10 protein-coding genes are annotated in these 17,072 nt (G+C 72.7%); 3 read left to right on the forward strand and 7 right to left on the reverse strand.

Translation table 11 applies throughout. From position 1 onward, the window contains the following. Positions 1-116: 116 nt before the first annotated feature. Both ACFXOM_RS00755 and ACFXOM_RS00760 read right to left on the reverse strand, forming a co-directional pair. On the reverse strand, positions 117-3,647 hold the full coding sequence (locus tag ACFXOM_RS00755; RefSeq protein WP_385036673.1) for an ATP-dependent helicase: 3,531 nt from the start codon (positions 3,645-3,647) through the stop codon (positions 117-119). A gap of 229 nt (positions 3,648-3,876) precedes the next feature. Next, positions 3,877-4,242, reverse strand: a complete 366-nt coding sequence (locus tag ACFXOM_RS00760; protein WP_384931879.1) for an MGMT family protein — start codon at positions 4,240-4,242, stop codon at positions 3,877-3,879. A 161-nt stretch (positions 4,243-4,403) separates the two neighbouring features. Between ACFXOM_RS00760 and ACFXOM_RS00765 the strand changes: the two genes are divergently transcribed. The 3 genes from ACFXOM_RS00765 (at position 4,404) to ACFXOM_RS00775 (ending at position 10,705) form a co-directional block, all read left to right on the forward strand. After that, the gene (locus ACFXOM_RS00765) at positions 4,404-7,259 is read left to right on the forward strand and encodes a lysylphosphatidylglycerol synthase domain-containing protein (RefSeq protein ID WP_384931881.1); all 2,856 of its coding nucleotides are present in this window, start codon (positions 4,404-4,406) and stop codon (positions 7,257-7,259) included. A gap of 127 nt (positions 7,260-7,386) precedes the next feature. Beyond that, positions 7,387-9,075 carry an alpha/beta hydrolase gene (locus ACFXOM_RS00770; RefSeq protein ID WP_384931884.1) on the forward strand — a complete coding sequence of 563 codons (1,689 nt, stop codon included), beginning with the start codon at positions 7,387-7,389 and terminating at the stop codon, positions 9,073-9,075. 79 nt (positions 9,076-9,154) lie between these two features. Continuing rightward, positions 9,155-10,705, forward strand: a complete 1,551-nt coding sequence (locus tag ACFXOM_RS00775) for an alpha/beta hydrolase (protein WP_384945023.1) — start codon at positions 9,155-9,157, stop codon at positions 10,703-10,705. An 84-nt stretch (positions 10,706-10,789) separates the two neighbouring features. Here ACFXOM_RS00775 and moeZ read toward each other — a convergent pair whose 3' ends face one another. The 5 genes from moeZ to ACFXOM_RS00800 form a co-directional block, all read right to left on the reverse strand. Next, positions 10,790-11,968, reverse strand: coding sequence for an adenylyltransferase/sulfurtransferase MoeZ (gene moeZ / locus ACFXOM_RS00780; RefSeq protein ID WP_384945021.1), 1,179 nt, complete (start codon positions 11,966-11,968; stop codon positions 10,790-10,792). Positions 11,969-12,038: 70 nt separating this feature from the next. Next, on the reverse strand, positions 12,039-12,791 hold the full coding sequence (locus tag ACFXOM_RS00785; protein ID WP_384931892.1) for a spherulation-specific family 4 protein: 753 nt from the start codon (positions 12,789-12,791) through the stop codon (positions 12,039-12,041). Next, complete coding sequence (locus tag ACFXOM_RS00790) at positions 12,779-13,759, reverse strand: NAD-dependent epimerase/dehydratase family protein (RefSeq protein ID WP_384931895.1); 981 nt, start codon at positions 13,757-13,759, stop codon at positions 12,779-12,781. Before ACFXOM_RS00790 ends, ACFXOM_RS00785 begins: the two co-directional genes overlap by 13 nt. Before the next feature lie 172 nt (positions 13,760-13,931). After that, positions 13,932-15,218, reverse strand: coding sequence for a hypothetical protein (locus ACFXOM_RS00795; RefSeq protein WP_385036675.1), 1,287 nt, complete (start codon positions 15,216-15,218; stop codon positions 13,932-13,934). Then, entirely contained in the window at positions 15,211-16,923 is a 1,713-nt protein-coding gene (locus ACFXOM_RS00800; RefSeq protein ID WP_384931901.1) for a DUF3492 domain-containing protein, read from the reverse strand. The genes ACFXOM_RS00795 and ACFXOM_RS00800 overlap by 8 nt, the downstream gene beginning before the upstream one ends. Positions 16,924-17,072 lie beyond the last annotated feature (149 nt).

Genomic DNA, 17,072 nt, shown 5'->3' on the forward strand with positions numbered 1-17,072 from the left:
ACGCAGCGGGCCGGGCGGTCCCGAGCGGCCGGCCCGGTGCCGCGCGGGGGCAGGCTTTCCGGCCGTCCGCCGCGGTCGCGCCGTGGCGCAAACGGCCCGGCCCCGCCCCTCGTCCCTCACTCGACGATGTGGCGCCCCTCGGGCCGGGCGCTGCACGAGGCGCGGAAGGAGCAGTGTTCGCAGTGGGTACCGGTGCTGGGGGTGAACCGCTCGTCCAGGACGCGGCCGGCCGCGGAGGCGAGCAGGTCGCCGACCCACGCGCCGGCGAGGGGCTCCTGGGCCTGGACGCGCGGGAGGGCGTCCCCCCCCTCCTTCTTGGGTGCCGGCTGGCGCAGCTGTACGAGTTCGGCACCGCCGGGCTCGGGTCGACGGCCGTCGAAGACCTCGTCGACGGCCCCCTCGCGCACGGCGAGCTGGTAGACGGCGAGCTGGGGGTGGTGGGCGACTTCGTCCTTGGTCGGCGCTTGTTTGCCGGTCTTGAAGTCGACGACGTACGCGCGGCCGTGTTCGTCCTGCTCGACGCGGTCCATGGAACCCCGGATGCGCACTTCGTAGGCGCCCGCCTCGAGGGTCACGTCAAAGTCATGTTCGGTCGCGACGGGTGCGCGGCCGCCGCGGTCCATGACGTGCCACCGCAGGAAGCGCTCCAGCGCCAGGCGTGCCTGCTCCTTCTCCTGCTGCGACTTCCAGGGTGCGTCGAAAGCGAGGGCGTCCCAGACCGAGTCGAGACGTTCCATGAGGACGGACAGGTCCGCCGGCGTGCGACCGGAGGCGACCTCGTCGGCGAGCACGTGAACGACGTTCCCGAAGCCCTGCGCCGCGGTGGCGGGGGCGTCCGCCCGCACTTCGCGGCCCAGGAACCACTGCAGGGGGCAGGTGTTGGCGAGTTGGTCGAGGGCGCTGCCGGACAGCGCGACGGGGCGGTCGCGGTCGCGCAGCGGGACGCTGCTTCGGGTCGGTTCGGCCAGTCCCCACCAGCGGTACGGGTGGGCGGCGGGGACGAGCGGCTGGCCCTCGTCGTCGGTCAGCGCGGCGAGCCGGGCGAGCCGTCGGGCGGCGGCGTCGCGCAGCGCGGGGCTCGCCTGGGGGTCGACAGTGGTGGCGCGGAGCTCGGCGACGAGTGGTGCCACGGCGAGGGGCCGGCGGGGACGGCCGGTGACGTCCTTCGGTTCGGTACCGAGTTCGGTCAGGAAGCGGGAGGGCTGGTCCCCGTCCTCGGCGGCCGCCTTGACGGCGGTGACGACGAGCCGGTCGCGGGCACGCGTGGCGGCGACGTAGAACAGACGGCGTTCTTCGGCGAGGAGTGCCCCGGGGGTGAGGGGTTCGGCCAGGCCGTCGCGGCCGATGCGGTCGGCTTCCAGGAGGGAACCGCGACGGCGCAGGTCGGGCCAGAGACCCTCCTGCACCCCGGCGACCACGACGAGGCCCCATTCGAGCCCCTTGGCGCGGTGGGCGGTCATGATGCGCACGGCGGCGGGCCGGACGCTCCTCTGCGTGAGGGTGTCGGCGGCGATGTCCTGAGCCTCCAGCTCGCCCAGGAAGTTGAGGGCGCCCCGTCCGCCGGTGCGCTCTTCAGCGCGTGCGGCGGTCTCGAAGAGGGCGCACACGGCGTCCAGGTCACGGTCGGCGTTGCGGCCGGCCGCGCCGCCGCGCAGGACCGTCCGCTCCAGACGCTGTGGCCAGGGGGTCCCGGTCCAGAGCTCCCACAGGGCTTCCTCGGCGGTTCCGCCGCCGTCCAGGAGTTCGCGCGCCTTGCGCAGGAGCGTGCCCAGGCGCTGGGCGCCGCGGGCGTAGGCGGGATCGTGGGCGGTGAGCCGCTCGGGCTCGGCGACGGCCTGGGCGATGAGGACGTCGGAGGGGGGTGGCACGCGCCGGCCCGCAGCGCGGGCCTCGTCGCGCAGGGCACGGCCGAGGCGGCGGAGGTCGGCGGTGTCCATCCCGCCGAGGGGGGAGGTGAGGAGCGCGGCCGCGGTCTCCGGGTCGATCCAGCAGCCCCCGGGGATCACGCCGTCCTCGGAGTCGGCGCGCCCCTGCTCGGCCGTGGCGGGGGCGGTGTCGTGGTCCGGGGCGGACCCGCGCCGGAGGGGCGCTCCGGCACCGCCGCCGCCCCTGCCGCCCGGGCCGTCCCCGGCGTCCCCGGCCATGCCTGCCACGTCCCGGGGAGCGGCCGGGACGGGCGGAACGGGCGTGGCTGCCGCGCGCAGTGCGGCGAGCAGCGGCGCGATGGCTGGCTCGTGCCGCAGCGGGATGTCGCCGCCGTCCGTTTCGACCGGTACACCGGCGGAGGTGAGGACGCGGCGGACGGAGGGCAGGGTGCGGCCGCCGGCCCGGACGAGAACGGCCATCTCGTCCCACGGGACGCCGTCTTCCAGGTGTGCGCGGCGGAGGATGTCGGCGACGTTGTCGAGTTCCGCGGACGCAGTGGGGTAGGTGTACGCCTCGGTGCGTCCGCCCGGCCGCGCCGCCGTGAGGTCGCGGTGGGCGCGGACCGTGGCGGACGGGAGCCGGGTGAGCGGCATCCGCTGGGCGAGCAATCGGGTCGCGGACAGCAGTGCGGCGCCCGAGCGACGTGATGTTGTGAGCACCGCGACCGGTGCCGGACGGCCGTCCGTGCGGCGGAAGACGGCGGGGAAGTCGAGGATGCCGTTCACGTCTGCGCCGCGGAAGGTGTAGATCGACTGGTCGGGATCGCCGAACGCCACCAGGGTGCGGCCGTCACCGGCGAGCGCGCGCAGCAGCCGGGCCTGGGCGGGGTCGGTGTCCTGGTACTCGTCGACGAAGACGGCGTCGTACCGGTCGGCGAGCCGCCCGCCGGTTCCGTCGAGTTCGGCGAGGAGCGCTGCGCGGTGGACCAGTTCCGCGTAGTCGAGGACTCCTTGCATTTCCAGGACGTCCAGGTACTCGGCGAGGAACGCGGCAGCGGCACCCCAGTCCGGCCGCCCCGTGCGCCGGGCGAACTCCGCGAGGGCGTCCGGACCGAGGCCGAGCTCCCGGCTCCGGGCCAGTACGGCACGCACCTCGTCGGCGAATCCCCGGGTGGTGAGGCAGGCCCGCAGTTCGGCCGGCCAGTGCGCCACTGCACGCCCTTCGCGTTCCAGCTCGAGCTGTCCTGCGAGCAGCTCGCGCACGGCCACGTCCTGCTCGGGGCCTGAGAGCAGGCGCAGGGGTTCGCTGAACAGGTCGGCGTCCTGGTGGGCGCGGACCAGCGCGTAGCAGAACGAGTGGAAGGTGGTGGCCTGCGGCGCCCGGGCAGCCTGCACCTGGCGTCCCGGGGAGGAGACCCCGCGCCCGCCCCCTTCGATGCGCGCCGTCATCCGGTCGCGCAGTTCGACCGCCGCCTTGCGGCTGAAGGTGAGGACGAGCAAGCGCTCGGGGTCCGCGCCCCGTTCGATCCGGGCCGCGACCGCTTCGACGAGCGTCGTGGTCTTGCCGGTGCCGGGCCCGGCGAGCACGAGGAGCGGTCCCCGCCCATGGTCAACCACAGCGCGCTGGGAAGCGTCCAGGAGAGGGGGGTCCACCGGGGCCGGCGGGGTACGCACCAGCCGATACGCACCCGGGACCGTCCCTCTGTGCCCCTGCGGGCGCGGGGGAACCCCCTGCCGTACCCGACGGTGCGGTGTACGCCCGGTGGAGGAGGAGGAACTCACGTGGATCGCCGGTCCTGGTGGGTGTGCTGAGGTGAAGGGGCCGGAACGCAGGCGCGGACGGCCGGTGGGCGGGGCTGCTGACGGTGCCGGCCGGAGCCACCGCGCCGTCGGCGGTCGTGCAGACGCTAGCCCAGGGGGCGGGCGGGCCGCAGCAGGTCGGGTCCGGAGGGCTCCGGGTACTCCGTACGGGCACTGGGGGACCCATCGCACCGCTGAATGGCGGAAGCTGTCAGTTGTGAGCTCCTGTGTCCGCGGTGCCCGCGCCGCCGTCCCAGCGCGCCCGCCTCATGTCCAGGCGGGGTATGTGGTCCTCCGCGCCCCGCGGGGCTTCCCTGAGCGGGGTGCCTTCGGTGCGGTAGTGCTGGAGGGCGCTCAGTTCGTTACCGGGGAGCAGGACGCCGTCCGACCGGACCACGCGCCACCACGGAACGGCTCCCCCGTAGAGCGCCATGACCCGGCCGACCTGCCGGGGGCCGCCCTCACCGAGCCACTCGGCGACATCCCCGTACGTCATCACGCGGCCCTGCGGGATGTGCTCGGCGACGTCGAGCACCCGCTCCGCGTACTCCGGCAGTTCCGGCACCTCATCACTCATCCGACCCATCCTGCACCATGGCGCCGACAGTGCACCGACGCCGTCACGCACCGCACATACAGCGGCAAAGGGGCGTATCTCACGCACAGCACGTCCCCGCATTGCACCCTGATGCCCCCGTCTGTCGGTGTGCCGTGCCACCATCTTCCGGGCGGTGACTGGTGATACGAGATCAAGAAGAGACGGACACGACGAAGGGGCAGGGCGTGCAGCCTGCGGCGGCGAGCACCTCTGGTTCCCCGTCACGCCCGGAAGACGCTGACCGGCGCCCGGAGGCCGGCGCGGCAGACGCACCCGCACCCGCACCGGACACAGCAGAACGACGCCCCGGCGTACGCGAGCACCCGTTTGGCCCCGAACCGGCCTCCGACGACGCCCCGGCGCCCGGCAGCGCCGACGGCGGATCCGACGACGTGGACCACGTGGACCGCGTCTCGGGGGACGAACCTCTCCTGCCCGCGCGCGTCCACCGACCCTCCGACCTGACACGGCTGCTCACCGGCATCCTGGCGATCGCCGTCGTCCTGGGCGTCGCGGCTTTCGCCCACGGCACCACGTCCGGACTCGAGCAGGACATCTCCAAGGGCACCGGGCAGGCACCGGACCTCCTGGTCAAGCTCGCCGGGCTGATGTCCAGCATCGCCGTGCTGCTCGTCCCGGTCGCCTTCGCGATCGAGCGGCTGATCAAGCGCGACGGCCTCCGCATCGCGGACGGCGTCCTCGCCGCCGTGCTCGCCCACGGGGTGACGCTCGCCACCGATCTGTGGGTCGCCAGGGCCGCACCCTCTCAGATCCAGGACGCCCTGACCCAGCCGGCCTCGGGCGGCGGGCTGACCGACCCCGTCCACGGCTACCTGGCGCCCGTCATCGCCTACATGACCGCGGTCGGCATGGCGAGACGGCCGCGATGGCGCGTCGCGCTGTGGGGCGTGCTGCTGCTCGATGCCTTCGCCATGCTGGTCGCCGGGTACACGACGCCCTTCTCGATCATCCTGACCGTGCTGATCGGCTGGACCGTCGCCTACGGCACCCTCTATGCCGTCGGCTCCCCGAACGTGCGTCCCACCGGGCAGACCCTGCTGGCGGGGCTGCGCCGCGTCGGTTTCCGCCCCGTCACCGCGATGCGCGCCGAGGACTTGCCGGACGCGGCCGACCAGGGTGACCGGGGCCGCCGCTACCTGGTCACCCTGGAGGACGGCCCGCCGCTGGACGTGACCGTGGTGGACCGCGAACAGCAGGCCCAGGGCTACTTCTACCGGGTGTGGCGGCGGCTGACCCTGCGCGGCATCACCACCGGACGCTCCATCCAGTCACTGCGGCAGGCGCTGGAGCAGGAGGCACTGCTCGCGTACGCCGCCATCGCCGCCGGAGCCAACGCGCCCAGGCTGATCGCCACCTCCGAGCTCGGTCCTGACGCCGTGATGCTGGTCTACGAGCACCTCGGCGGCCACTCGCTGGACTCCATGGCGGACGAGGAGATCACCGACGACGTCGTGCACGACGCCTTCCGGCAGGTGAAGGCGCTACAGTCGCGGCGCATCGCCCACCGCAGGCTCACGGGTGACGCGATTCTGGTGGATCGTTCCGGCAAGGTCGTGCTGACGGACCTGCGCGGAGGCGAGATCGCGGCGGGCGACGTCGTGCTCCGCATGGACATCGCCCAGCTGCTGGCCACGCTGGGCCTGCGGGTGGGAGCGGAGCGGGCGGTGACCGCCGCGGTCGGGGCACTGGGCCCGGATGCGGTCGCGGACTGCCTGCCGCTGCTGCAGCCGATCGCCCTGAGCCGCTCCACCAGGGCGACGCTGCGCAGGCTCGCCCGGGAGCGCTCGCAGCGCGAACGCGAGGCGGTGCTCGCGGCGTCGGAGGCGGCGAAGGCGGCACGGGCCCAGGAGGCAGCCGCCGCGGCCGAGAGCGGTGACAAGGACGGCAAGAAGGCCGCCCGCAAGTCGCTCCGCGCGGAGAAACAGGCCGAGAAGCGGGCCATGGACGAAGCGCTGGACGAAGCCCGCGAGGAGGACCTGCTGGCCCAGATCCGCCACCAGGTACTGCTGATCCGACCCCAGGCGCCGGTCGAACCGGCCCGTCTGGAACGGATCCGCCCGCGCACGCTGGTGAGTCTGATCGCCGGAGCCATCGCCGCGTACTTCCTGCTGTCGCAGCTGACCCGGACCGACCTCACGGTGGTCAGCCAGGCGCACTGGGGGTGGGTGGCCGCCGCGGTCCTCTTCTCGGCGCTGAGCTACGTCGCCGCCGCGATGAGCCTGCTGGGCTTCGTGCCCGAGCGGGTCCCGTTCCTGCGGACCGTCGTCGCCCAGGTCGCGGGCTCGTTCGTGAAGATCGTCGCTCCCGCTGCCGTCGGCGGCGTCGCGCTCAACACCCGCTTCCTCCAGCGCTCCGGCGTACGTCCCGGACTGGCCGTGGCGAGCGTCGGCGCGTCCCAGCTCTTCGGGCTCGGCGCGCACATCCTGCTGCTGCTCGCCTTCGGCTACCTGACGGGCACGGAGAAGACCTCGTCGTTCACTCCTTCGCGTACCGTCATCGCCGGCCTGCTGACGGTTGCGGTGCTGGTACTGGTCGTGACGGCGATCCCGTTCCTGCGGAAGTTCGTCTCCACACGGCTGAGGTCACTCTTCGCCGGCGTCGTCCCCCGCATGCTGGACGTGCTCCAGCGGCCCATGAAGCTCGTCACCGGCATCGGCGGAATGCTGATGCTGACCGGCGCCTTCGTGATGTGCCTGGACGCATCGATCCGGGCCTTCGACAACGGCAACCAGCAGCTGAGCTACGCCAGCATCGCCGTGGTCTTCCTCGCCGGCAACGCACTGGGCTCCGCGGCGCCGACGCCGGGCGGCGTGGGCGCGGTGGAGGGCGCGCTCACCCTGGGACTCATCGCGGTGGGTCTGCCGCCCGAGGTCGCGGCGCCGGCCGTGCTGCTCTACCGCCTGTTGACCCTGTGGCTTCCGGTGCTTCCGGGGTGGGTGTCCTTCAACCAGCTCACCCGTCAGGGCTCTCTCTGACGGTCCGTTCCGAAGCGACCCCGAGGCGGCACGCGCCGGGGAGACGGCGGCGGGGACGGTTCCCCGCAGCCGTTCCCCGGCCCGCCGCCGACAGGCGGCCCGGCGTGCCTCGCCGCAGGATGGGGTCATGCCGACCTCCCCCAGCGACCCCTACGGCGACAGCACCGGCCACGGTCCTCCCGGCGCCGCGGGCCGCGGCCCGCACCAGGACAGGTGCGAAGCTGCCGCCGGCCCCGTCGGTGCCGCGCGGCGTGGCGGGGCCGCACGTCGTGCCGGCACGGTCCTCGCAGCAGCGTCAGCCGCCCTCCTCCTCGTCACCGCCGGCTGCTCCGAAAGCAAAAGCAGCGGTGCGGGCGGGGAAGAGGGCCGGGACCTCACGGCCCAGCAGCCGGATTGGCAGCCGTGCCCGGCGCCCTCGGAGGCCGAGGGCGGTGGTCCCGCCCCTTCACCGCTGCCCGGCGGCGCGCCGTGGGAATGCTCTTTCATCGAGGTGCCGCGCGACTGGTCCGATCCCCAGGGCGAGACCATCGAGCTGGCCCTCATCCGCGCCAAGGCACGCGACCAGTCGAAGCGGATCGGATCACTGATCTTCAACTTCGGCGGCCCCGGGGGCTCCGGGGTCAGCACCCTGCCGGCCGCCGCACCGGAATTCGAGAGGCTGCGCTCCCGCTACGACCTGGTGAGCTTCGACCCCCGCGGGGTCGGCCGCAGCCAAGCCGTCGAGTGCGCCGACGACAAGCAACTCGACGAGTACTACGCGCAGGACTTCATCCCGGACGACGCCGCCGAGGAGCAGGCCCTGGTCGACAACCTCCGCGCCTACGACGACGGGTGCGAGAAGCACTCCGGCGAGGACCTGCCGTACGTCGGCACCTCCAACGCCGCCCGCGACATGGACCTGATGCGCCAGGTCCTCGGCGACGACACGCTCCACTACTTCGGCATCTCGTACGGCACCGAACTCGGCGGCGTGTACGCCCACCTGTTCCCCAAGAACGTCGGGCGGGCCGTGTTCGACGCGGTCGTCGACCCCACCAACACCGCGGAACAGGCCTCGCTCGGTCAGGCCGCCGGCTTCCAGCTCGCCCTCACCAACTTCGCGAAGGACTGCGTCGCACGCGGCGACGCGTGCCGTCTGCCCGGTACGACGCCCGCCGAGATCCAGGGCTTCATCGTGGATCTCCTCGCCCGGCTGGAGAAGAAGCCCATCGAGGGCATCGGCGACCGCCAGCTCACCCAGACGCAGGCCACCAACGGCATCGCGCAGGCCCTGTACTCGAAGGAGTTCTGGCCGCTGCTGGAACAGGGGCTCGACGAGGCGGACGGCGGCAACGGAGCGCTCCTGCTCGCCCTGTCCGACGCGATGAACGGCCGCAGCAAGGACGGCACCTACAGCAACCTCCAGGCGGCGAACGCGGCGATCAACTGCGTGGACTACAAGTCGCGCTATTCGCTGGAGCAGACCAAGGCCAAGCTCCCGGAGTTCCGCAAGACGTCGCCCGTGTTCGGCGACTACCTCGGCTGGGGCCTGATGGGCTGCACCCAGTGGCCGGTGCCGGGGCAGTGGGAGACGCCCGACGTCAGCGCCCCGGGAGCGGCCCCGATCCTCGTCATCGGCAACACCGGTGACCCGGCGACGCCCTACGAGGGCGCCAAGGCCATGGTGGGCGAACTCGGCAAGGGCGTCGGCATCGAGCTGACGTACGAGGGAGAGGGGCACGGCTCGTACAACAGCGGCAACGCCTGCGTGCAGAAGGCCGTGGACCAGTACCTGCTGGACGGGAAGGTCCCCGCTGCCGGGACCGTGTGCCGCTGACCTCCGGCGCGACTGTCGGTGCCGCCGCCTAAGATGGCGCACCAGTCATATCGAGCTGGTGTTTCCACGGGGGGTTTGGATGTCGTTGCGTACGAGGACGGTGGCGGCGGCCGTCACGCTGGTGCTTGGCGCAGGGTCGCTGGCCGCGTGCGGTCCCGGCGGCAACGGCGCTGCGGACGCCAAGGGCCCCGCAGCGTCCTCCCCGGCCGTCTCACCGTCGGCGCAGGAGGACCATGCGGCGCCCGCGTTGCCCGCCGCGCTCACCGAGCAGCGCCCCAAGTGGAAGCCGTGCGAAGACGACGGCTGGACCTGCGCGAAGGTGAAGGTCCCGCTCGACTACGCGGCCCCGGACGGCCCGACGATCACGATCGCGCTGATCCGGCGCGAGGCGCGGGACAAGCACGGGCGGCTCGGCTCCCTGCTCTTCAACTTCGGCGGTCCGGGTGCTTCCGGCGTCCAGCTGATGCCGCTGGCGGCCGTGGAGTACGAGAAGCTCAACGCGCGTTACGACCTGGTGGGTTTCGATCCCCGCGGGGTAGCGGCCAGCTCAGGGGTCGTGTGCCGCAGCGACGAAGAGACGGAAGCATCCGCGTCGCGCGTCGACCTCACCCCCGACACCCCCGCGGAGGAAGCCGCCTACTTCAAGGACGCCGAGGCCTTCGGGGCGGGCTGTGCCAGCCGCGCGGGCACGGTGCTCGCCCACGTCGGCACCGCCAACGCCGCCCGCGACATGGACCTCATCCGCCAGGTGCTGGGCGACCGCAAGCTCAACTACTTCGGCATCTCCTACGGCACGGAGCTCGGTGCCAACTACGCCCACCTCTTCCCCGGGAACGTGGGGCGTACCGTCCTGGACGCCGTGGTGGACCCGACCGCCGACGGGACGGGCCACGCCCGCAACCAGACGATCGGCTTCCAGCGGGCCCTGGACCGCTATCTGACGAGCAACGGTGAGGACGCCAAGGCAGGCTCGGCGCGCATCGCGTCCCTGCTGAAGCGGATCGACGAGCGCCCGCTGCCGGCCGACGGCGGCCGCAAGCTGACCGAAAGCCTCGCACTCACCGGCATCGTCATGTCGCTCTACGCGAAGAGCATGTGGCCGGAGCTCACCGCGGGACTGCAGGAGGCCGATCGGACGGGCCGCGGCACCAAGCTGCTGACGCTCGCGGACCGGTACAACGACCGCGATGAGAACGGTCACTACGGCACGCAGAGCCACTCCCAGCGGGCCATCTCCTGTGTGGACTCCAAGCAGCGCCCCACTCCGGCACAGGCGAAGGCACTGCTGCCGGAGTTCGAGAAGATATCCCCGGTGTTCGGCGCGTTCCTGGCGTGGGACACGGCCGGCTGGTGCGCGAAGTGGCCGGTTCCCGGTGAGCGGGAGTCGCTCGACGTCCGCGCCGAGGGTGCCGGCCCGGTGCTGGTCGTCGGTACGACGGGCGACCCGGCGACGCCGTACGAGGGTGCTCGCCGGATGGCGGACAAACTGGGCAAGGGTGTCGGTGTGCTGGTCACCAACAAGGGTGACGGCCACGGGGGGTACAGCCCCTCGAACCCGTGCGTGACGGGCATCGTCGACGGTTACCTGCTGGACGGCAAGGTGCCGGAAAGCGGCAGGACCTGCGGCTAGTTCCTCCCGCCCGGAGCGCCGGAGGGGCCAGCCCCTGCAGGGACTGGCCCCTCCGGGCCGGAACGCCATCTACCGGAACAGCGTCTAGTAGATCGGCTTCTCCGGCTCGATCTGGTTGACCCAGCCGATCACGCCGCCACCGACGTGTACCGCGTCCGCAAAGCCAGCCGACTTCAGGACCGCCAGGACTTCCGCACTGCGGACACCCGTCTTGCAATGCAGGACGATCTTCTTGTCCTGCGGGAGACCCTGCAGGGCGTTGCCCATCAAGAACTCGTTCTTCGGGATCAGCCGCGCACCCGGGATGGAGACGATCTCGTACTCGTTGGGCTCACGGACGTCGATGATGTCGATCTCCTCGCCCTCGTCGATCCACTCCTTGAGCTGCTTGGGGGTGATCGTCGAGCCGACGGCCGCCTCCTGGGCCTCCTCCGACACGACGCCACAGAACGCCTCGTAGTCGATGAGCTCGGTGACGGTGGGGTTCTCACCGCAAACCGCGCAGTCCGGATCCTTGCGGACCTTGACCTGGCGGTACTGCATCTCCAGGGCGTCGTAGATCATCAGACGGCCGACCAGCGGCTCGCCGATGCCCGCGAGGAGCTTGATGGCCTCGTTGACCTGGATCGACCCGATGGACGCGCAGAGCACGCCCAGCACGCCGCCCTCAGCGCAGGAGGGAACCATGCCCGGCGGCGGGGGCTCCGGGTACAGGCAGCGGTAGCAGGGGCCGTGCTCGGACCAGAAGACGGAAGCCTGGCCGTCGAAGCGGTAGATCGAACCCCACACGTACGGCTTGTTGAGCAGCACGCAGGCGTCGTTCACCAGGTACCGGGTGGCGAAGTTGTCCGTGCCGTCGACGATCAGGTCGTACTGATCGAAGATCTCCATCACGTTCTCGGCTTCGAGCCGCTCTTCGTGAAGGACCACGTCGACGTACGGGTTGATGCCCGTGACGCTGTCCCGCGCGGACTCGGCCTTGGACCGGCCGATGTCCGACTGACTGTGGATGATCTGGCGCTGCAGGTTCGACTCGTCGACCTCGTCGAACTCCACGATGCCAAGCGTGCCGACTCCGGCCGCCGCCAGGTACATCAGCGCGGGCGAGCCGAGCCCGCCGGCGCCCACACACAGCACCTTGGCGTTCTTCAGCCGCTTCTGCCCGTCCATCCCGACATCCGGGATGATCAGGTGGCGGGAGTACCTGCGGACCTCGTCTACGGTGAGCTCGGCAGCCGGCTCGACCAGGGGTGGCAGCGACACGGAGACCTCATCAATACAGCTGGTCGTTGTCAGTACGGTTGTTCTGGCTGTAACAGTGCCACGCCTCTTCTCATTCCGAGACACCCGGTCCGATCCGCGAGACGATTTCGTCCCAGTAGCCGGGCAGCGCGTCGAATGCCCCGGTGTGTCCCGGACCTCTTCCCCTCCGGTCGGTGAAGAAGATCGTGCCCGCCCCCTGCCAGCGGGCGATCCGCGTGGCCTCTTCCAAATGGGTCCGCGGCACCCCGTGCACGAAGTGCGCGAATCGCTCGGGCGGGTGGCTCGCCGTCCACTGGGGCGCCTGTGACCAGCGGTAGTCGGACCACGCCCCGGAGAACGTGACGATCTGGTCGGCCACCTCGGCGTACCCCGGATGCGGGTGGATGCCGTGCCCCAGGACGAGGTGCCCACCGTCCAGCACCGTTTCCAGGGTGGCGGTGGTGCGCCGCACCTGGTGCAGGTCGGCGCGATCGGTCGGACACCGGTCCAGCAGGAAGCCGCCGACCCGGTACCACTCGAGGTAGCGGTGGGCATCGGAAACGATCTCGGCGAAGGACCGGGCACCGTGCTGGAGGTCGAGGTGCCCGAGCACCTTGATGCCCGCGTTGCGCAGCTTGCCCGCGGCCTCCAGACAGTGCGGGTCGGGCCGGCAGCCGGGCCCTTCCGCGACGTTGAGGACCGCCCAGTGCAGGGGGGTGCCCGGCCGGGTCAGCTCGGCCCATTCGACCGGGGCGACGAGCGGATGGGCATACCCGGGGACACCGAAGCCGAGCCGATCGGCGCCCGTGGCCGAGAGCGTGGCGTCCGTGGTCAGATGCGGCATGCCGCCTCCATCCAGATGTCCGCGAGGGACTCCTCCAGGTTGATGCGGGGGCGCCATCCCAGGCGATCGCGGGCGGTCCGTACGTCCGCCTGCTGCCAGCTGCCGCAGCCGTCGGGGTACGGGAACGGCGCGGTGCCCAGCTGCTCGGTTACGGACTCCGGGCCGCGCGGGGGCACGATGACCGGGTGTCCCGGGTGTCCCGGGCGGCCGTGGGGGGCGTCGAGCTCGTGGAGCGCCCCCGCGTAGCCCGCGACTCGGGCGAGCACGGCCGCGGCGTCGCGCAGCCGGACCGCCCGGCCGGTGCCGATGTTGACGACGCCCTGGGCGGCGGACAGGGAGGCGGCGTGCACGGCGCGCGCCACGTCCCTTACGTCGACGAAGTCGCGCTGGACACCGAGACCGCTGAGCTTCAGCTCACCGTCACCGGCCTGCATGGCGCGGCGCATGGCTTCGGCGAGCCGGCCGAGGGGAGATCCGGCCGGGGTGCCCGGGCCCACCGGGGAGAAGACGCGGAGCACGACCGCGTCCAAGCCCGAGCCCAGCACGAGCTCCGTGGCGGCGAGCTTGGAGACGCCGTACGGACCGCCGGGGCGCGGCACGGCGTCCTCGGCGGTCGACGAGCCGGGCTGCGAGGGGCCGTACTCGGATGCGCAGCCGAGCTGGACGAGCCGGGCACCGCATCCGCTGCGGCGCAGGGCTTCGCAGACGGTGGCGACGGACACGGTGTTGTGCCGGGTGAGCTCGCGGGCACCGCCGCGGGTGGCGCCCGCGCAGTTGATCACGACGCCCGGGTGGACGGCGTCCAGGAAGCGGGTGAGCGCCCCCGGGCTGCCGCCCGCGAGGTCGAACCTCACGTCGGCGTCGTCCCCGCGGCCCAGCGCGGTCAGGTGCACGGCCGGGTCGGCGAGCAGCCGGTCGGCGACGAACCGGCCGAGGAAACCATTGGCTCCGAGCAGCAGCACCCTCATAGCGCGGCTCCCCGGGGCCGACGGGCCGGAACTGGGTCGTGCAAGGTCATGGTCGTTCTTCTCCTCAGGGGTGGACGGTGATGGGTGTACGCCCGCGGCGTCGGCTCCGCGGGAATGCGGTGGTCAGGTCGTGGTGCGGACGGTCCAGGTCGTGGTGCGGACGGGGTCGGGTTCAGGTGGTGTGCGCGGAGGCCCGGGAGAGCACGGCCGTCGCGTGGACCAGCAGCCCGACGGCGGCCGTGCCGCACGCGAGGGCCGGTACGGCCCCCGTACCGCAGGCGTCGACGACCGCCTCGACGGGCCGGGCCAGGCCGCTTCCGGGCACCAGGCGTCCGCCGAGGAGGCAGGCCAGGGCGAGCGCCTCGCCGGCGCAGGCCACGGCGAGCCCGGTGGCCGCGGACTCCGCGAAGCCGTGCACGGTGAGCAGCCGCGCGAGGTACAGCAGCAGGCCGAGGGCGACAACCGGGACGAGCGCCACGGGCAGCAGCAGGGAGACCAGGACGAGCAGCCCGGTGAGTGCCCCGGCGTAGAGCGCAACGGTCGCGAGCAGCAGGGGACGCGTGCCGGCGGCGAACTCCTTCAGTCCGCGACTGTCCCCGAGCCGGCGCCTGGCCTGCCCGGAGAACAGCCGGGCGGACCAGGCAGCGGGGGCCACGGCGAGGGCCAGCCCCACGAGCGGGCCGGGGGTGAGCAGCAAGGGACTGCCCGCCGGTGACACAGGCGCGGCCGGCCCGGCGCCCGCGAGCCGGTCCGTCAACGCGTCACCGAACAGCGTGTACGCGGCGAGCCAGCACACCAGCAGGCGGGTGGCGTGCACGGTGCGGCCCGCCACCCGGAGGGGGCCGTGCCGCAGGCTCCACACCACGGCGACGGCGAGACCGCTCATGCACACCGCGCCGGTGACGAGCCGGGCGCCGCCGTCGGTGAGCCGCAGCGCCACGACGGAGATGACCGCGACGGCGCCCGGCAGCAGCGCCGGAGCGGTGCGCCCGACGACGGCACGGGGAGGTTCGCCCGCCACGGGCTGTGGCCCGGCGTCGCCGCGCGGCACTCGGGCGTAGAGCTCTTCGGCGAGCGAGAAGACGTCACGGTGCCGGAAGCGGGCGGCCGTGCGGTCGGTCACGCCGTGCGCCTCCAGCCCGGCGGCGATCTCCAGCGGGTCGACGGCCCGTTCACACAGCTCGCGATGGCGGTGCATCAGTGTCTTCACCGGGTCCGCGGGCCCGCGGCGGACCGGCGTGCTGCGGGAGCCCGCGTTCGCCACGCCGGCGGGCTCCCCGCCCCGGGACTCCCGGGAATGGGTACCCCCCGCTCCGGGGCTGCCGGTCGCCGCGGGCTTGTGGGGTCGGGCGTCCGGGAACGCGTCGGCCAGGGCGACCGAGCGCTGCTCGGTGTCCGATGACGGCTCGGGGGGCTGCTCGGCGGAATCCGGGGGCGGTGTTGCACGGGGGTCAGGCATCGCTGGCTCCTGGGGCGGCTGCAGTGGCCATCGGGGCGGGGTCCGCCCAGCGGGGGAGTGTGCGGCCGCCGGTCCAGTGGCCGGGCACGTGGGCTTCCGCGGGCAGGGCGAAGGGCAGCGGGGCACCGTGGGCGTCTACGGCTTCCGCCTCGCGCCGGACCGGGCTGCGGGAGATGAGCTCCAGGTAGATGTCGCGGAACGCCGCGAGGTTCTGCTCGACGGTGAAGAGTTCGAGTGCCCGGGCCCGGGCAGCGGCGCCCAGTCGTCCTCGGCGCTCCGGATCCCGGAGCAGTGCGAGGCAGGCGTCGGCGAGTGCCCGTGGGTTGCGCGGGGGCACCACCAGGCCCGTACCGCCGATGACTTCGACGACGGCGCCGACGTCGGTCGACACCGTGGCACGGCCGCAGAACATGGCCTCGACGAGGCTTATGGGGAAGCCTTCGACGACGCTGGACAGGACGACGACCGCTCCGGCGGCGTAGGCGTCGGCGACGTGCGGGGCTTCGGGTCCGCCGATCTCCTCGAAGGCGACCGGATTGTCGCCGACCGCGTGTGCGTCGACCGCCTCGTCGGGGAAGAGCTGCGCCGCGAGGGCCTTGCAGTGGGCAAGGTAGGTGCGCGCGTCCTGCCCCTGTACCGGCGCGCTGATGATCCGCAGCCTGGCCTCGCGCTCCTCCTTGCGCACCTCCGCGAAGGCGTGCAGCAGCGCGATCAGGTCCTTGGCCGGCTCGACCCTGCCGACCCAGACCAGGGTGTCCGGGTCGCCGGCGTCTCCGCCCTCCCCCACGGAGCTGAACCTGTCGGCCTCCATGCCGGGGTATACCGTGCGGAGGCGGTCCCGGTCTGCGCCGCACTTCTCCTGCCAGCTCCGCGCGTGGAGGTTCCCCGGGGTGATGACGGACGCCATCCGGTAGACCTCCTGTGCCAGGCACCGGTGGAAGCCCCCGAGCAGGGCGCGTACGGGGGCACCGAGCGTCCCGTCGGCTGCCGCGAGGTAGTGCGCACGCAACTGGACGCCGTATTCGGTGACCAGCAGCGGGGTACCGAAGAAGCGTTTGGCCAGGAGGCCGGGCAGCGCGGCGGTGCCGCCGGACGCCGCGTGGCAGAGGTCGACCGCCCCGAGCGAGTCGTCCGCGTACCAGTCGAGCGACAGCGGGCGGAGCGCGCGCTCCAGCTGGTCGGTGAGGACGAGGTAGTCCGGGACGGTGGCGGCGTGCGCGGCGCGGAGTGCGCCCGGGGCGCGGCAGGCGGACTCGAGGGTACGGACGGCGAGTTCCGAGCGGAGCGCGACGGGCAGTCCGCCGTGCTCCCGGGCGAGTTCGGCGAGTCCGTACAGGCCGTCGGCGAACCCTTCCGCACCGGATGCGGAGGTGACGGCGGCGGCCAGTTCCATGAGGTGGTGTGCGAACCGCTGCCGCTCGCGGCGGCCGTACGTCCAGCCGCCGCCCGCGACCACACGCCTGCACAGGCGCCTCGGACCGCTCCTGCCGAGCGGTTCCTCGGATGCCCACAACGGCGCGGTGCGGACCCGTTGCACCTGGGGCGGAAGCTCGATCCAGCCGCCGTCCTCCTGCTCGGCACTTCGGCTGAGCGCGTAGATGTCGAACTCGTGCTGCACGAGGCCCCGCACGAGCCGGTCGCACCAGAGCCTGGACTCACCGGTCGCGAACGGATAACCACCCTCCGTGAGCAGTCCGATCCGCACGAGCGCACCCCCGATCTCCTGTGTTGGGAAGGCCGCCCTCGATCCGGCGGCCTGCAGCGGGAAGACGCTATGCGGACATGCCGGTGGGGAGGGGGGGGGAGGGGTGGTCGTGCCCCACAGCAAGGGAGGAGGAAGGGAGACTCCCGCGC

Origin of the sequence: Streptomyces sp. NPDC059169, from assembly GCF_042755225.1 — a bacterium.
Taxonomy (GTDB): Bacteria; Actinomycetota; Actinomycetes; order Streptomycetales; family Streptomycetaceae; genus Streptomyces.

Coding starts and splice junctions, on each gene's coding strand:
- ACFXOM_RS00760 (WP_384931879.1), bottom strand. CDS start 4,242: ATGAGTGATGAGGTGCCGGAACTGCCGGAGTACGCGGAGCGGGTGCTC.
- ACFXOM_RS00770 (WP_384931884.1), top strand. CDS start 7,387: ATGCCGACCTCCCCCAGCGACCCCTACGGCGACAGCACCGGCCACGGT.
- ACFXOM_RS00775 (WP_384945023.1), top strand. CDS start 9,155: ATGTCGTTGCGTACGAGGACGGTGGCGGCGGCCGTCACGCTGGTGCTT.
- ACFXOM_RS00785 (WP_384931892.1), bottom strand. CDS start 12,791: ATGCCGCATCTGACCACGGACGCCACGCTCTCGGCCACGGGCGCCGAT.
- ACFXOM_RS00790 (WP_384931895.1), bottom strand. CDS start 13,759: ATGAGGGTGCTGCTGCTCGGAGCCAATGGTTTCCTCGGCCGGTTCGTC.
- ACFXOM_RS00795 (WP_385036675.1), bottom strand. CDS start 15,218: ATGCCTGACCCCCGTGCAACACCGCCCCCGGATTCCGCCGAGCAGCCC.